Below are 16,335 nucleotides of genomic sequence, written 5' to 3'. Positions count from 1 at the left end.
CACGTAAACCCGCAGGATGCTCAAGTCTGGCGTGAGGCACGCCGATGTGACAAGTATGACCGGCCCAAAAGAGGCCGGACAGGGGTGAGCTACCCATCACGTAAGACGGAGACGACAGCATGTTTCGGAGCTTTTCGATCAAGGCGCGCCTGGGCATCACCATGGCGTTGTTGGCTGTTTTGTTGATTCTGTTGGGCGCATTGGGCATTGCCGGCATGACACGCACCGGCGATGCGCTTCGCGAGACGTACGCCAATCACCTCGCCGCCACGGTGGCACTCGGTAAAGATAACGCCACACTTGCCCGTACCCGCGCGATTCTCGATCGCGTGGTCCTGCATCCCGAATCGCCCGACGCCGACAAGGTGGCGGCGCGTGCGCGCAACATGATCAAGAATGCGAATGCTGCGTGGGCCGCGTATCAGGCGTTGCCGCACGGTGCCGAGGAGCAGCGTATGGCGGACGATGTCGCGACACGTCGCGCGACTTTCTTCGATAAGGGCATGGATCCGATGCTGGCCGCCATCGATGCGCGCGACCGCACCGCGATGGACGACATCACGATGAACGTGCTGCCCAAGCATTACGCGTCGCTCACGGCCGCGAGCGACGCGCTGGCGGCATACAAGATGAAGCTCGGACAAGACACGTACGAAGCCTCGATGACGGAGCTCACGGCGTTCCGCTGGCTGAGCATCGGGGCGACGGTGCTGGGCGTGCTCATGGCCGTCGCCTGCTATTTCTCGCTGCGCGGCGCGATCATGCGGCCGCTGGGCGAGGCGCTCACGCACTTCGAAAATATCTCGGCGGGGCAACTCGACAACCCGGTGCAAGTGCGCGGCAAGGACGAAATGTCGATGCTCATGCGTGGGTTGGAGACGATGCAGTCGCGACTGGCGGGCACGATTCGCGGTGTGCGTCACAGTTGCGATGCGATGGCGACCGCCACGGCCGAGATCTCGGCGGGCAATACCGATCTGTCGGCGCGCACCGAGCAGCAGGCGGCCTCGCTGGAGGAGACCGCATCGTCGATGGAGCAGCTGACGGCGACCGTCAAACAGAACGCCGACAATGCGCGCCAGGCGAGCCAGTTGGCAGTGAACGCTTCGGATATCGCTGCTCGCGGTGGGCAGGTCGTCGCACGCGTGGTCGATACGATGCAGGGCATCTCGGCGAGTTCGTCGCAGGTCGTGGACATCATCGGGGTGATCGACGGCATCGCGTTCCAGACCAACATCCTCGCGCTCAATGCGGCGGTGGAAGCGGCGCGAGCGGGTGAGCAGGGGCGCGGTTTCGCCGTGGTGGCTGGCGAGGTGCGCACGCTGGCCCAACGCAGCGCGACGGCTGCACGTGAGATCAAGGGGTTGATCGAGGCGTCGGTGCAGAAGGTGTCGGACGGCTCGACGCTGGTGACTGAAGCCGGTCGAACGATGGACGAGATCCTGCAAGCCGTGCAACGTGTGACCGACATCATGGGCGAGATTTCGGCGGCGTCGGACGAGCAGAGTGGCGGCATCGAGCAGGTGAATCAAGCCGTCACGCAGATGGACACCGTCACGCAGCAGAACGCAGCGTTGGTGGAGCAGGCGGCGGCTGCGGCTGCCTCGCTGGAGGATCAGACGAACGCGCTACGCGAGGAAATGGCGCGATTCCGGCTGGGTGACGAAGGCGTGGCATCGGCCGGGACGCGGCGTGTTGCGCTGCATGCTGTGGAGGATACGAGGCTCTCTCTGGCAGCGTGATCGCGGCCTGACGAACGACTGCCGAGACTGTGTGCAATGGGCGTGTTCATGGCGGTGATGCGCCGAACCGGGTAACATTGCCCATCTTTTGCTCAGTTGAGGGTGTCGAAGTATGAAGCGAGTGGCGCTGATGGGGACGGTGGCCGTGCTGGCTGGCCTGATGGCAGGCTGTGGCCCGATCAACCAGATGAGCCGGCCCGATCCGGCGACGGGTCGACTGATCGACCAGGGAACCAGTGCCGATCGTTTCATGGTGCTCAACTGCATTTATCACGGCTGGAGCGAGTTGTCGCAGAACGTCGATTCGACGTCGTATGCCCGTCAGGGGGCTGACCGCGTGCGCGTGTATCGCGGTCACGACAAGGACAACAACGCGATTTACAATCCGTACGTCGACATTGAACAAGGTGGCTTCGGCGCACGCGTTCAGTACTTCGAAACCCCGGGCAGCAACCTGTCGCGCGATTTCGAGAACACCGTCAAGCGCTGCATGGTGCCGTACGCAGGCAGCAACGACTGACATCGGTCGCATCGGAAAGAAGAAAAGCCCTGGCGCGAAAGTGTCGGGGCTTTTTTGTTGGTGCGTTTCCGCGGTTGGCGTCGGACTTATGACGCGCCCGTCAGTGCGTGTGCGACTGGCAGGTACTTGGTTAGCACCGCAAGCATCGTCGCGGCTTCATTCTTTGAAACCGGTGGAAAAGGGGATTCGCACGACGTGCCGTTGCGGCGCTCGTGCGCTCTCGTGATGAAGGCGAATTCCTGAGGGGTCACGCCGAGCGAAGTTGAAACACGCTGAATCGCCAGGTTGCGCCCTGCTTCTTTGGTGCGGACTTGGTAGAACTCAAGTACGGCTTGTACAACTTGGAAATACCCTTCGTAAGCCAAAGTAAACAACTGCATCGGTCGCGAACCACGTAACTCGTCGGCGGTGGCTTTGTAATCGGCCGCGTTGCTCAAATATCTGGCGACTGCGCCGGGTGTAGACGTGACGGCTTCGAAAGCACGTCTTTCGACGAGGTTGTCGTACTCGGTTGGGCGTGGCATTACAGAATCCTGAGCGTGGGGCCCTCGGCAATTTGGGCCATGACGGGGTCGGACTCTATCAGGTCAGCCCACTCGGAAGATTCATAAAGTGAGAAATGGATGGGGCGCATCAAGCGCTGTTCTGCATCTTGCATGGCCTCGGAAAGTTCGAGTAGCTGAACGTCCCCAATCACAATCAAATCAACGTCGCTGTGACTGTTGTCGGTCCCTTTGGCGACCGATCCGAAGACGAATGCCGACGTGATTCGATCGGCGTACGGCGACAGGGCGTTTTTCAGAGGTTCCACAATACCGAAGGACTTGCGCGCGATGCCCACGAGCTCGGGGTAAAGCGCGAATTCGGTGTTGGCGCGGATGCTCCGCTGACGGCCACGCCGCTCGTCCTCCCTGAGCACGCCAACATCAACCAGACGGTCGACTTGCTTTTGTGCGCTACCCCGGCCGCTGTCCGCCAGACGAAGCAGGTCCTGAAGCGTAAAGCTTCGCTCGGGGTGTAGAAGTGTTGCGCCAAGTACGCGCTGCAACCCGGGGGTGAACAGGAAGTCGGCGAGGCTCATGGTTAATCCTCAAAAGAGGGATGATCGTCCCTATTATAAGGATTTTCATCAAATCCTCAATATGGGGATGACGATCCCTAATTTAAGGATTCACGACTCGCTGCGACCCTGGCCGTGGAAATCTTCCCGGGCCTCCACGACTGCCGGGACGACGCCCTGACGCACAAGGAAGTCGCCGAAGGGCTCCCCGGGGGCACGGTCTTGCGCATATCGCCGAAAGAGCGGCGTCAGCTCGGCAACGATCTGGTCTTCGCTCACGGACTCCTTGTGCAACTTGTTCAGGCGCTGACCGTGAAAGCCCGCGCCGAGATACAGGTTGTACTTGCCCGCCGATTTGCCGACCAGACCGATCTCCGCGATGTACGGCCGCGCGCATCCGTTCGGGCAGCCCGTCATGCGAAGGGTGATCGGCTCGCCCGTCAGCCCCGCGTCGTCCAGTACTTTCTCCAGACGCGTCACCAGACCGGGCAGGGCGCGCTCGCTCTCGGCCAGCGCCAGCCCGCACGTCGGAAAGCCGACGCATGCCATCGAATTGATCCGCAATGCGCTCTGGTGCTCGCCGTCGAGCAGGCCATACTCGCGCACCAGCGCTTCGATTTGCGGTTTCTTCGCTTCGCTCACCCGTCCAACGATCAGATTCTGATTCGCGGTGATACGAATGTCGCCGTCGTGCACCTTCACGATCTCGCGTAGTCCCGTCATCAGCCGATAGTCGTCCCAATCCTTCACGCGGCCGTTCTGGATGAACAGCGTGAGATGCCACAGGTCGTCAGCACCTTTGAGCCAGCCGTATTGATCGCCGTTGGTCGTGAAGTGGAATGGCCGCGCGCTGTCCAGACGCCAGCCGAGATACCGGTTGAGCTCCTCCCGGAACCACGCCACACCCCGGTCGTCGATGGTGTACTTGAGACGCGCGTGTTTGCGGTTCGTCCGGTCGCCGAAGTCGCGCTGCACAAGCAGTACCTTCTCGGCAACGTCGACGATGCGCTCGGCCGGAATGTAGCCGATCACCGTGCCTGTGCGCGGATACGTCGCCGCGTCGCCATGCGTCATGCCCATGCCGCCGCCGACCGCGACGTTGAAGCCGTCGAGCTTGCCGTCGTTACCCACAATAGCGATGAAGCCGAGATCGTTGGCGTAGAGATCGACGTCGTTGTTCGGCGGAATCGCAATGGCGATCTTGAACTTGCGCGGCAGATAGTGCTTGCCGTAAATCGGTTCGTGATCCTCCTTGCCTGCGCCCAGGCGCTTGTCGCCCAGCCAGATCTCGCGGTAGGCGGTCGTTTGCGGCAGCAGATGCCGGTCGATCTTCAGGCACCATTCCAGCGCTTCGGCGTGCGCGGGCGAGAGGTGAGGGTTATTCGACACCAGCGTGTTGCGGTTGACGTCGCCGCACGCCGCGATGCTCGTCATCGCCACTTCGTCGATGCCCCGGATGAGCGGGCGCAACTGATGCTTGAGGACGTTGTGATACTGCACCGTCTGACGCGTGGTGAGCCGGATCGTGTTGCCGCCATACTTCTGTGCGAGCTCGTCGAGCCTGAGCCACTGCGCGGGCGTGCACACGCCGCCCGGCATGCGCAGACGGATCATGAACTGATACGCAGGCTCAAGTTTCTGCTTCTGCCGCTCAGTTCGAAGGTCGCGGTCGTCCTGCATGCAGGAGCCGTGGAATTTCAGCAACTGGGCGTCCTTCTCGAAGATCGCGCCCGTGAGCGGATCGGCCAGCCCCTCGGCAATCGTGCCGCGCAGATACTGGCTGACGTCCTTGATCTTCTCGACTTCCGAGCGGGTTGCCGACGGCGCGGTCCCGGTTGGGTTGGCTTGTGTCATGTGAGGTGCCTGTCCTGCGTCAATAGACGTCGCGCTGATAGCGCTTCTCGCGTTGCAGCGTCTTCACGTATTCGGCGGCAGCTTCCTGCGACAGGCCGCCATGTTCTGCGATGACGTCGGTGAGCGCAGCATGGACGTCGCGCGCCATGTGCTCTGCGTCGCCGCAGACGTACAGATACGCGCCTTCCTGGAGCCATTCGTACACCGCTTTGCCTTGCTCGCGGAGGCGTTGCTGCACGTACACCTTGTCTTCGGTGTCGCGCGAAAAGGCGAGATCGATTTTCGTCAGTGCGCCATCTTTCACATAGCGCTGCCACTCACGCTGATAGAGGAAGTCCGTGCGGAAATTACGGTCACCGAAGAAGAGCCAGTTTTTGCCCGGTGCATCGAGCGCCTGGCGCTGTTCCACGAATGCCCGGAACGGCGCAATGCCGGTGCCCGGTCCGATCATGATGACTGGCGCATGTGCGTCCTGCGGCAGCTTGAAGTTGCGATTCGCATCGATGTAGACGGGCACCGACGCACCCGTGCGGGCGGTATCCGTGATGTCGGCCAGATAGGTTGACGCTACCCCGCGACGCGCACGTCCGTGGCTGTCGTAGCGCACCGCACCGACCGTAATGTGGACCGCCTCCGGGTTGGCCGCCAGACTCGATGCGATCGAGTACAGCCGCGGCTGAAGTGTGCGCAACGTGCCGACGAATTCGGCCGCCTTGAGCTTGCGCGCCGGGAACTGCCGCACGACGTCGAGTACGTCGCGCCCATAGAGATAGTCGCGCAATGCCACTTCGTTGCCTGCCGAGAGTAGCGTCCTGAGCTCGGTCGACTCGGCGAGGGCGGCGTACTTCTCGAGGAACGCGCGCGAGAGCGTGGTGATGTCGTAGGCGTTGACGAACGCGTCGCGCAGGCTGAGGGTGCTGTCGTGTGTCGTGGTCGTGGCCTGCGGGTCGAGCGCGAGGGTGTCGATCAGTTCGTCGACGAGAGGCGCGTCGTTTTTCACCACGACGCCCAGCGCGTCGCCGGGTTCATACGTCAGCCCCGAGCCTTCGAGCGAGAGTTCCAGATGATGGACTTCCTTGGACGAACCGCGCCCTGACAGGGTGATGTTCTCCAGCACCGGTGCGTCGAACGGGTTTTTTCGGCTGTAGTGGGACTCGGTCGTTGTCATCGCCCCCATGCCGCCCACGCCGCCCGCCAGCGCGGCAAGTGAGAGGCTGTCCATAAGGTTGGCGGCCGTGCTCGTGGCCGATGCCTGTGATGCCACGACTTGTTTGAGCGGTTTGAGCGCTTCGATGGCGCCGTCGATCCAGCGCTCGGCTGGCGTGTCGTAGTCGACGTCGCAGTCCACCCGGGCGATCAGACGCTCGGCACCGAGTGCAGCCAATCGGGTGTCGAAGTCCTTGCCTGTCTGGCAGAACTTCTCGTAGCTGGAGTCTCCCAGCCCAAGCACGGCAAAGCGCGTGCCGTCGAGCCGGGGGGCTTTGTCGCTGTGGAGGAAATCGTAGAAGTCGCGGGCGTCGTCAGGCGGTTCGCCTTCACCTTGCGTCGACACTGCGATGAGCAGCAGCTTGTCGTGCTTCAGGCGAGACGCCTTGTAATCCCCCATTGCGAACAGATCGACCTTGAACCCGGCGGCCGTCGCACGTGCCTTCGCCTGTTCGGCGACTTCCTGCGCGTGACCTGTCTGGGAGCCATAGAGGATGGTGAGTTGCGGTGCGCTGGCGCTCCCTGCCGCGGTGACCGCCGCCGGCTGGCCGGTCTGACGGACCGAGTGATTGATTCCGGCGAGAAATCCCCGCACCCAGGCCATCTGCTCGGCGGAAAGGCCATCGACCAGTTGGCTGAGCAACTGGACTTGCTGAAGGTTAAGCGGCGAAGTCTCTTGCATGTCGGTCCTGGCTCCAGAGGCCGGACCGGCGGGGCGCTACGGCGGATCAGTCCCGTCTAGCCGCCCCCGCAATGGACCGGCAAGGGATACACATCACCCTATCCCCTGGGCTTTAGAAATTAAAATAATAAAAATTAATTTTGATATATCCAATTTCCATATCGTCATATAGGGACGGGTGAATAACCGGTCTAGGGGGCGTAATACGAATACGCGCGATGACGGCATGTTCGCGGCCAAATCGGGGGCAGGTGTTGTGAAATCGGGGTCGGATATGCGCAGGATCGCGGCAATGCGAGCGCGCGTTCGACAGAGCAAACGACAGGGGCGGGGACCCATGCGACGGGCACCCCGCAAGTCCCCGTACGACGGCTTTCCGGGGCGGTGAGTGCCGGGAAAACGTGCTATGCTCCTCGCCGTGATTGATCAGGTCCTTCCAAGCACCACTTGATTCTCGCAATCCGCTAATCGGTCAGGCCGTGTCGCGGAAGGTTTCTAGTAACCCGCTATTTCTCGAGACACTCGTGAAAAGGTGAGCGCAAAATGAGTTTGATGGAACAATTCCAAGCGAACTCGTACCTCTTCGGTGGCAATGCCCCCTACGTCGAAGAGCTGTACGAATCGTATCTTGATAATCCGGCTTCCGTGCCGGACAACTGGCGCCAGTATTTCGACGCGCTGCAAAACGTTCCCGCTGTTGATGGTTCCAACGCCAACGACGTGGCTCACGCCCCGATCGTGGAGTCGTTCGCCCAGCGCGCCAAGGCCAATGCCTTCGTGTCGCATGCCGGTGCTTCCGACCTGGCCGTTGCCCGCAAGCAGGTACACGTGCAGTCGCTCGTGGCCGCCTACCGCTTCCTCGGCGCACGCTGGGCCAATCTGGACCCGCTCAAGCGTCAGGAACGTCCGGCCATTCCGGAACTGGAACCCGCGTTCTACGACCTGACCGAAGCCGACATGGACAGCGTGTACTCGGCTGAGAACACGTACTTCGGTTTCGAACAAGCCAGCCTGCGCGATCTGCTCAAGGCGCTGCGCGACACGTACTGCGGCTCGATCGCCGCCGAGTACATGTACATCAGCGATCCGGTGCAAAAGCGCTGGTGGCAAGAGCGTCTGGAGAAGGTGCGTGCAACGCCCAACTTCACCGCTGAAAAGAAGAAGCACATTCTCGAACGCCTGACGGCCGCTGAAGGCCTCGAGCGTTATCTGCATACCAAGTTCGTCGGCCAGAAGCGCTTCTCGCTCGAAGGCGGCGAATCGTTCATCGTGGCGATGGACGAGCTGGTGCATCACGCCGGCGCCAAGGGCGTGCAGGAAATCGTGATCGGCATGGCTCACCGTGGCCGTCTGAACGTGCTGGTCAACACCCTCGGCAAGATGCCGTCGGATCTGTTTGCCGAATTCGAAGGCAAGCACGTCGACGACCTGCCGGCAGGCGACGTGAAGTATCACAAGGGCTTCTCGAGCGACGTTTCGACGACGGGCGGCCCGGTCCACCTGTCGCTGGCGTTCAACCCGTCGCACCTTGAAATCGTGAACCCGGTGGTCGAAGGCTCGGCCAAGGCCCGTATGGACCGTCGCGGCGAAGCCGACGCGGCCAGCGTGCTGCCGGTGCAAGTTCACGGCGACGCCGCCTTCGCAGGTCAGGGCGTTGTCATGGAAACGCTGAACCTCGCGCAAACGCGTGGTTACGGCACGCACGGCACGGTGCACATCGTCATCAACAACCAGATCGGCTTCACGACGTCGGACCCGCGCGATGCGCGCTCGACGACGTACTGCTCGGACGTGGTCAAGATGATCGAAGCGCCGGTGCTGCACGTGAACGGCGACGATCCGGAAGCGGTCGTGCTGGCCATGCAACTGGCCCTCGAATTCCGTCAGGAGTTCGCGAAGGATGCCGTCGTGGACATCGTTTGCTTCCGCAAACTGGGCCACAACGAGCAAGACACCCCGGCAGTGACGCAGCCGCTGATGTACAAGAAGATTGCCCAACACCCGGGCACGCGCGCTCTGTACGTCGAAAAGCTGGTCACGCAAGGCGTGATCACGGCCGAGGAAGGCGACGGTTTCGTCAAGGCCTACCGTTCGGCCATGGACGACGGCCACCACACCATCGACCCGGTGCTCTCGAACTACAAGAGCAAGTACGCGGTTGACTGGGTGCCGTTCCTGAACAAGAAGTACATCGACAAGGCCGATACGGCCGTGCCGCTCGCCGAGATCAAGCGTCTGGCCGAGCGCATCACGACCATTCCGGCGAACTTCAAGGTTCACCCGCTCGTCGAGAAGGTCATCAACGACCGTCGCAAGATGGGTCTGGGCGAGCAGCCGCTCGACTGGGGTATGGGCGAACACCTGGCGTACGCCTCGCTGGTCGCATCGGGCTTCGCCGTCCGCCTGACGGGTCAGGACGCCGGCCGTGGCACGTTCACGCACCGCCACGCCGTGCTGCACGATCAGAACCGTGAGCGCTGGAACGACGGTACGTACGTCCCGCTGCAACACGTGGCAGACGGTCAGGCCACCTTCACGGTGATCGACTCGGTGCTGTCCGAAGAAGCTGTGCTGGGCTTCGAATACGGTTACTCGACCGCTGAGCCGAACACGATGGTGCTGTGGGAAGGCCAGTTCGGCGACTTCGCCAACGGTGCACAGGTCGTGATCGACCAGTTCATCTCGAGCGGTGAAGTGAAGTGGGGCCGCGTTTCGGGCCTGACGATGCTGCTGCCGCACGGCTACGAAGGCCAGGGTCCGGAGCACTCGTCGGCACGTATGGAGCGCTACCTGCAACTGTGCGCCGATACGAACATGGAAGTGGTTCAGCCGACCACGCCGGCACAGATCTTCCACGTGCTGCGTCGTCAGATGATCCGTCAGCAGCGCAAGCCGCTGATCGTGTTCACGCCGAAGTCGCTGCTGCGTCACAAGGAAGCTGTGAGCGACCTGTCGGAACTCGTCAAGGGTGGTTTCCAGACCGTCATCGGCGAAACCGACGCCACGATCGACCCGAACAAGGTCAAGCGCGTTGTGGCCTGCTCGGGCCGCCTGTACTACGACCTGATTGCTCGCCGTCGTGAAGAGAAGTCGAACGAAGTCGCGATCGTCCGTGTGGAACAGCTCTACCCGTTCCCGCACAAGGCGTTCGAGAACGAGCTGAAGAAGTACGAAAACCTCGCCGAAGTGGTGTGGGCCCAGGACGAGCCGCAAAACCAGGGTCCGTGGTTCTACATCGAACACCACCTGCTCGAAGCCATGAGCGCCGGTCAGAAGCTGGCGTATGCCGGTCGTCCGGCTTCGGCCTCGCCTGCTGTGGGCTACTACGCCAAGCACTACGAACAGCTCAAGACGCTGCTCGATACGGCTTTCGGTCGTGGCCTCAAGGGCGCGACTGTGGTGCAGTAACCGGTTAGGTCTTACAGCGGTCGTCCTCCCCCAGGGACGGCCGCTGCCGTATTTCCGAATTGAACGTTTATCGAATCCAGGATCCAGAAATGGCCATTGTTGAAGTCAAAGTCCCCCAGTTTTCCGAGTCGGTTTCCGAAGGCACGCTGCTCGACTGGAAGAAGAAAGTCGGCGAAGCATTCGCTCAGGACGAAACCATCATTGAAGTCGAGACCGATAAGGTCGTGCTCGAAGTGCCGGCACCCGCTGCTGGCGTGCTCATCGAAGTGACCGCCAACGCTGGCGACACCGTGACGTCCGAGCAGATCATCGCGAAGATCGACACCGAAGCCAAGGCCGGCGCTGCCGCCCCGGTCGCTGCCAAACCGGCAGAAGCCGCCGCGCCTGCTGCCGCTGCTGCCCCGGCCGCTGCCCCCGCAGCCGGTGGTGCTTCGGGCAATATCGCCAGCCCGGCTGCTGCCAAGGTGCTGGCCGAGAAGAATCTGTCGGCCGGTGACGTCGCCGGTTCGGGCCGCGATGGCCGCGTGACCAAGGGCGACGCTCTGGCTGCTGGCGCCAAGCCGGCCGCTGCTGCCGCTTCGTCGATCCCGGCACCGGCACAACGTGCCGCACTGCCGTCGGTGTCCGCACCGGCTGGCCGCGACACGTCGCTGGAAGGCCGTCCGGAACAGCGCGTGCCGATGTCGCGTCTGCGCGCCCGTATCGCCGAGCGCCTGCTGCAATCGCAACAGACCAACGCCATTCTGACCACGTTCAACGAAGTGGACATGAAGCCGGTGATGGACCTGCGCAACAAGTACAAGGACAAGTTCGAGAAGGAACACGGCGTGAAGCTGGGTTTCATGTCGTTCTTCGTCAAGGCTGCTGTCCACGCGCTCAAGAAGTACCCGGCCGTGAACGCCTCGATCGACGGTAACGACATCGTCTACCACGGCTACTTCGACATCGGTATCGCTGTCGGCTCGCCGCGTGGTCTGGTGGTGCCGATCCTGCGCAATGCCGATCAGATGAGCCTGGCCGACATCGAGAAGAAGATCGCCGAGTACGGCAAGAAGGCTGCCGACGGCAAGCTGTCGATCGAAGAAATGACCGGTGGTACGTTCTCGATCTCGAACGGTGGTGTGTTCGGCTCGATGCTGTCGACCCCGATCATCAACCCGCCGCAGTCGGCCATTCTGGGCGTTCACGCCACGAAGGAGCGCGCTGTGGTGGTGAACGGCGAGATCGTCATCCGCCCGATGAACTACCTGGCCATGAGCTACGACCACCGTATCATCGACGGTCGCGAAGCCGTGCTGAGCCTCGTCGCCATGAAGGAAGCGCTGGAAGATCCGGCCCGTCTGCTGCTCGACCTGTAAGCGTTAGCGCGCACTGCGCGGTGTCGCCCGGCCATGTCTCTCGTGGTCGGCGCGCCGCGCCTCCCCCTGCCGTCAACCTTCACTGAGTCTCAAAATGGCAAACAAAGAATTTGATGTAGTCGTTATCGGCGCCGGCCCCGGCGGTTATATCGCCGCGATCCGCGCTGCTCAACTCGGCTTTTCCGTCGCTTGCGTCGAGAAGTGGACCAACCCGGCCGGCAAGATGGTGCTGGGCGGCACGTGCCTGAACGTCGGTTGCATTCCGTCGAAGGCACTGCTCGCGTCGTCGGAAGAATTCGAGAAGGTCGGTCATCACCTGGCCGATCACGGTATCACCACGTCGGATGTCAAGATCGACATCGCCAAGATGCTCACGCGCAAGCAAGGCATCGTCGACAAGATGACCGGTGGTATCGAGTATCTGTTCAAGAAGAACAAGATCACGTGGCTCAAGGGTCATGGCAAGCTCGTCGCGAAGAACGACGGTGGCTACCAGATCGATGTGACGGGCGCCGAGAACGAATCGGTCACGGCCAAGAACGTCATCATCGCCACGGGTTCGAAGGCCCGCCATCTGCCGGGCATGCCGGTCGACAACAAGCTCATCTCGGATAACGAAGGTGCGCTCTCGTTCGACACCGTGCCGAAGAAGCTGGGTGTGATCGGCGCAGGCGTGATCGGTTTGGAACTGGGTTCGGTGTGGCGTCGTCTGGGCTCGGAAGTGACCGTGCTCGAAGCCATGCCGGAATTCCTGGCTGCCGCCGATGCCGGTGTCGCCAAGGAAGCCGCCAAGCAGTTCAAGAAGCAAGGTCTGGACATCACGGTCGGCGTGAAGGTCGGCGAAGTGAAGACCGGCAAGAACAACGTGACGGTCAACTACACGGACAAGGACGGCAAGGAGCACACGCTCGAAGTCGATCGCCTGATCGTGTCGGTCGGTCGCGTGCCCAACACGGACGATCTGGGTCTGGGCAACATCGGTCTGGCGACCGACGAGCGCGGCTTCATTCCGGTGGACGACCACTGCCGTACCAAGCTGCCGAACGTGTACGCGATCGGCGACGTGGTACGTGGCCCGATGCTCGCGCACAAGGCGGAAGACGAAGGCGTGCTGGTGGCCGAAGTCATCGCAGGTCAGAAGCCGCACATCGACTACAACTGCATTCCGTGGGTGATCTACACCTCGCCGGAAATCGCATGGGTCGGCAAGACCGAGCAGCAACTCAAGGCCGAAGGCCGTGAGTTCAAGCCGGGTCAGTTCCCGTTTGCTGCCAACGGCCGTGCACTGGGCATGGGCTCGTCGGACGGTTTCGTGAAGGTGCTGGCCGATGCCAAGACCGACGAAATCCTCGGCGTGCACGTGATCGGCCTGAATGCTTCGGACCTGATCGCCGAAGCCGTGGTCGCGATGGAGTTCAAGGCTGCGTCGGAAGACATCGGCCGTATCTGCCATCCGCACCCGTCGCTGTCGGAAGTGATGCGTGAAGCCGCCCTCGATGTCGAGAAGCGTGCACTGAACAAGTAAGCCGCTTTACGCTTACCTGTACGAACAAAGGCGAGGCGACTCGCCTTTGTTTTTTCCCGATTTCCGTTGTTACTTTTGCCCCCCGGCGCCGGCTCGTCGCCGCACTGCATGAACGTTCGCGAATACTACCAACAAGAATTGGCCGAGCGCGGCTACAAGCCCGACGAAGCGCAGGAGCGCGCCGTCGAGCGTCTGCAGCAATGCTACGACGAATGGGCGGCGTACAAGTCCAAGCGTTCGAACACGCTCAAGAAGTGGCTCGTGCATCCGGACCTGCCCAAGGGCGTCTATCTCTGGGGCGGCGTGGGACGTGGCAAGAGCTTCCTGATGGACAGCTTTTACTCGGTGGTACCGTTGCAGCGCAAGACGCGTCTGCACTTCCACGAGTTCATGCGCGAAGTCCATCACCAGTTGCAGGCGCTCAAAGGGCTACCCGATCCGCTGGACGAACTCGCCAAGCGCATCGCCAAGCGCTACCGGTTGATCTGCTTCGACGAGTTTCACGTCTCGGACGTGGCCGATGCCATGATCCTGCACCGCTTGCTGGCCGAACTCTTCAAGAACGGCGTGCAGTTCGTGATGACGTCGAACTATCGTCCCGACACGTTGTACCCGGACGGCCTGCACCGCGACCGCGTGCTGCCCGCTATCCGCTTGCTCGAAGATAAGCTCGACGTGCTGAATGTCGACGCCGGCATCGACTATCGTCGCCGTACGCTGGCGCAGGTGCAGGTGTATCACTACCCGCTGGGCAACGAAGCCAACCGTGCGTTGCGCGCGGCATTCAGCGAGATTGCCGGTGTGCCGGACGAGAGTCCGCTGCTGCACATCGAACAGCGCGAACTCAAGGCGCTGCGTCGCGCGGGCGGCGTTGTGTGGTTCGACTTCCATACGTTGTGCGGTGGTCCGCGTTCGCAAAACGACTATCTGGAACTGGCCAACCGTTTTCACACTGTGGTGCTCTCGGACGTGCCGAAGATGACGCCGCGTATGGCCTCGGAAGCGCGTCGCTTCACCTGGCTCGTCGATGTGTTCTACGACCACAAGGTCAAGCTGCTGATGTCGGCCGAAGTGCCCGCGGAAGAGCTGTACACGGAAGGGACGCTTTCCAACGAGTTCACGCGCACCGTGTCGCGACTCGTGGAAATGCAGTCGCTGGAGTATCTGGAAGCGCCGCGTCGCGTGGTGGATACCTCGCTGACCTGACGTCCTTCACATCGCCGCAAGCAGAGGGGGGCGCTCAGCGCCCCCGGTCCCCACGATTGCGCTGGCGCGAGTCCGGCGGCGGGGGAGGCGGCGGCTGTCGCTGCTCGCGGATGTGGTTGTAGATGTCGCCCCGCAGGTCGCCTTGCGGCCGAACTTCCTGCTGTTGCCCACGGGACGGTCCAGGCCGTGCCCCGCCATGATTATCGCCGCGTCCGTTCGGACGATCGGTAGCCTGCGCGAACCAGCCCTGGAAGAATCGGCCGTCCGACGACGATTGGGCCGCAGCGCCCCACGACGCACCGGCCAGCATGACGAAACACAGTATCCGGACAAGTCGGTTGTGACGCATGGTGCCACCTCCTTGTCGGTTGAGCTGCCTTGATTGGACGAAATCCCCGTTTGTCGTGCCAATGCCATGCCAGCCGGGTAGGCTGGTCGGCACGCCACGGCAAATGCGGCTACGCTTCGAGAGTAAAAGCGTAACGGCCGACGTGCTGTAAAGATTTGTAAAGCAATGTAAGCCGATGGGGGCTGCGCGTAATACGTCGCCTACCATGCGCTGTTTTGAATGTCGGAGTCTTGCAATGCGTAAGCTTTCTCTGGTTGTGGTGGCCCTGCTTGTCGTACTGGGGCTGCTGTTCGGCACGCCGTATTACACCTTGTGGCGCGCGCGCGATGCCGCCAATGCCCGTGACGCCACCACGTTGTCGTCGTACGTCGACTATCCGGCGGTGCGCGAAAGTCTGAAGATGAGCCTTCACGACGAGCTTTCCCGTCAGATGGACAAACAGCGCAGCAACGCCTTTGGCGCGCTAGCACTGGCTTTGGGCGGCTGGGTGTCCGATCGTGTGGTGGAGGCGTTGCTGACGCCGGAAGCCGTTGCTGCGATGTTGCGCGGCGACAGTACGGGGTTGCCGCCTGCACCGGGTGCGCCCGCGCCGCGCGATGTGGTGCCGCCGCAAGCCGAATCGAGCGCGCCGCAAGCGGCACCTGCCGCACCCCCTGCACCCGTTACACCCCCGGCGAATAGCGACGCCAACGCGTCGGGAGCGCCAGCCACCCCGGAAAACCAACCGCCGCGTACGACAACGCGTACCGAGTTTCAGGACTTCAATCACTTCCTCGTACACGTTTCGCGCAGCGACCGCCCGGAACGTGTCGTGACGTTCACGCTCACGCGCCGTAACGTCGTGCAGTGGCGATTGACGGCCATTGCGTTGCCGCCGCTCTAATCCTTCTAATCCCTCTCATCGACCCGCGCTTTCCGGTCAGTTGCGAACACCATCTTGAACTCGATTTTGAATGTGATGTCCTGGCGACGTTTGTGCGTCGCCGCCATGCTGACCGGCAACGCGCTCGTGGCCGCGGCGTCTGCCGACCTGTCGACGCCGGTCGGCGTGTGGCGCATTATCGATGAGACGGGCGACCCGAAAGCCCTCATCACCATTACCGAAAAAGACGGAGAGGTCGTGGGTGCGCTGACCAAGAGCCTCGGTCGGCCGGACGCGCTGGAGCGCCGCTGCAACGAATGCACCGACGCGCGTCGCGGCAAGAAGCTTCAGGGCATGCAGATCATCCGTGGTCTGCGCAAGGACCCCGATGGCGACGAGTACGTCGGTGGGAAAATTCTTGATCCTGACAGCGGCAGCGAATACGGCTGCAAGATGCGGGTCGTCGAAGGTGGCAAGAAACTCGAAGTTCGAGGCTATTTCGGCATCTCCTTGCTGGGCCGCACGCAGACGTGGATCCGCGAGCAATAGCGCCACACCCCCTC

Annotated in this window: 13 protein-coding genes; 8 read left to right on the top strand and 5 right to left on the bottom strand. The window is 62.1% G+C overall.

Annotated elements, in window-relative coordinates; translation table 11 throughout:
• The first annotated feature begins 119 nt into the window (after positions 1-119).
• Together ACIQWO_RS07345 and ACIQWO_RS07340 are read left to right on the top strand one after the other, a co-directional pair.
• Positions 120-1,742: a methyl-accepting chemotaxis protein gene (locus ACIQWO_RS07345; protein ID WP_402821198.1), complete on the top strand. Its 1,623-nt coding sequence runs from the start codon at positions 120-122 to the stop codon at positions 1,740-1,742.
• Positions 1,743-1,854: 112 nt separating this feature from the next.
• Positions 1,855-2,262, top strand: a complete 408-nt coding sequence (locus ACIQWO_RS07340; protein ID WP_402821195.1) for a hypothetical protein — start codon at positions 1,855-1,857, stop codon at positions 2,260-2,262.
• A gap of 86 nt (positions 2,263-2,348) precedes the next feature.
• Here ACIQWO_RS07340 and ACIQWO_RS07335 read toward each other — a convergent pair whose 3' ends face one another.
• The 4 genes from ACIQWO_RS07335 to ACIQWO_RS07320 all read right to left on the bottom strand — a co-directional run bounded on the left by ACIQWO_RS07335 (position 2,349) and on the right by ACIQWO_RS07320 (position 7,064).
• Positions 2,349-2,786, bottom strand: coding sequence for a hypothetical protein (locus ACIQWO_RS07335; RefSeq protein ID WP_402821192.1), 438 nt, complete (start codon positions 2,784-2,786; stop codon positions 2,349-2,351).
• Complete coding sequence (locus tag ACIQWO_RS07330; protein WP_402821189.1) at positions 2,786-3,343, bottom strand: nucleotidyltransferase domain-containing protein; 558 nt, start codon at positions 3,341-3,343, stop codon at positions 2,786-2,788. Before ACIQWO_RS07330 ends, ACIQWO_RS07335 begins: the two co-directional genes overlap by 1 nt.
• A 90-nt stretch (positions 3,344-3,433) precedes the next feature.
• A complete protein-coding gene (locus tag ACIQWO_RS07325) occupies positions 3,434-5,176 on the bottom strand; it encodes an NADPH-dependent assimilatory sulfite reductase hemoprotein subunit (RefSeq protein ID WP_402821187.1) in 1,743 nt (580 codons plus the stop codon).
• A 19-nt stretch (positions 5,177-5,195) separates the two neighbouring features.
• The gene (locus tag ACIQWO_RS07320) at positions 5,196-7,064 is read right to left on the bottom strand and encodes an assimilatory sulfite reductase (NADPH) flavoprotein subunit (RefSeq protein ID WP_402821184.1); all 1,869 of its coding nucleotides are present in this window, start codon (positions 7,062-7,064) and stop codon (positions 5,196-5,198) included.
• A gap of 552 nt (positions 7,065-7,616) precedes the next feature.
• Here ACIQWO_RS07320 and ACIQWO_RS07315 point away from each other — a divergent pair.
• From ACIQWO_RS07315 to zapE, 4 genes are all read left to right on the top strand, one after another.
• Positions 7,617-10,472: a 2-oxoglutarate dehydrogenase E1 component gene (locus ACIQWO_RS07315; protein WP_402821181.1), complete on the top strand. Its 2,856-nt coding sequence runs from the start codon at positions 7,617-7,619 to the stop codon at positions 10,470-10,472.
• A gap of 89 nt (positions 10,473-10,561) precedes the next feature.
• Positions 10,562-11,830 carry a 2-oxoglutarate dehydrogenase complex dihydrolipoyllysine-residue succinyltransferase gene (gene odhB, locus ACIQWO_RS07310; RefSeq protein WP_402821178.1) on the top strand — a complete coding sequence of 423 codons (1,269 nt, stop codon included), beginning with the start codon at positions 10,562-10,564 and terminating at the stop codon, positions 11,828-11,830.
• Positions 11,831-11,924: 94 nt separating this feature from the next.
• A complete protein-coding gene (lpdA, locus tag ACIQWO_RS07305) occupies positions 11,925-13,355 on the top strand; it encodes a dihydrolipoyl dehydrogenase (RefSeq protein WP_402821175.1) in 1,431 nt (476 codons plus the stop codon).
• Positions 13,356-13,463: 108 nt separating this feature from the next.
• Positions 13,464-14,561 (top strand): cell division protein ZapE, encoded by a 1,098-nt coding sequence (gene zapE, locus ACIQWO_RS07300; RefSeq protein WP_150663026.1) that lies wholly within the window; start codon positions 13,464-13,466, stop codon positions 14,559-14,561.
• Positions 14,562-14,595: 34 nt separating this feature from the next.
• Here zapE and ACIQWO_RS07295 read toward each other — a convergent pair whose 3' ends face one another.
• Positions 14,596-14,910, bottom strand: a complete 315-nt coding sequence (locus ACIQWO_RS07295) for a hypothetical protein (protein WP_402821171.1) — start codon at positions 14,908-14,910, stop codon at positions 14,596-14,598.
• Positions 14,911-15,145: 235 nt separating this feature from the next.
• On the opposite strand from ACIQWO_RS07295, the gene ACIQWO_RS07290 reads away from it, so the two are divergent.
• Both ACIQWO_RS07290 and ACIQWO_RS07285 read left to right on the top strand, forming a co-directional pair.
• A complete protein-coding gene (locus ACIQWO_RS07290; RefSeq protein ID WP_402821168.1) occupies positions 15,146-15,793 on the top strand; it encodes a DUF2939 domain-containing protein in 648 nt (215 codons plus the stop codon).
• 105 nt (positions 15,794-15,898) lie between these two features.
• A complete protein-coding gene (locus tag ACIQWO_RS07285; RefSeq protein ID WP_402821165.1) occupies positions 15,899-16,321 on the top strand; it encodes a DUF2147 domain-containing protein in 423 nt (140 codons plus the stop codon).
• Positions 16,322-16,335 lie beyond the last annotated feature (14 nt).

The organism is Pandoraea sp. NPDC090278 (assembly GCF_044772185.1).
Lineage (GTDB): Bacteria > Pseudomonadota > Gammaproteobacteria > Burkholderiales > Burkholderiaceae > Pandoraea.
This window is presented reverse-complemented; position numbering and strand designations above follow the sequence as displayed.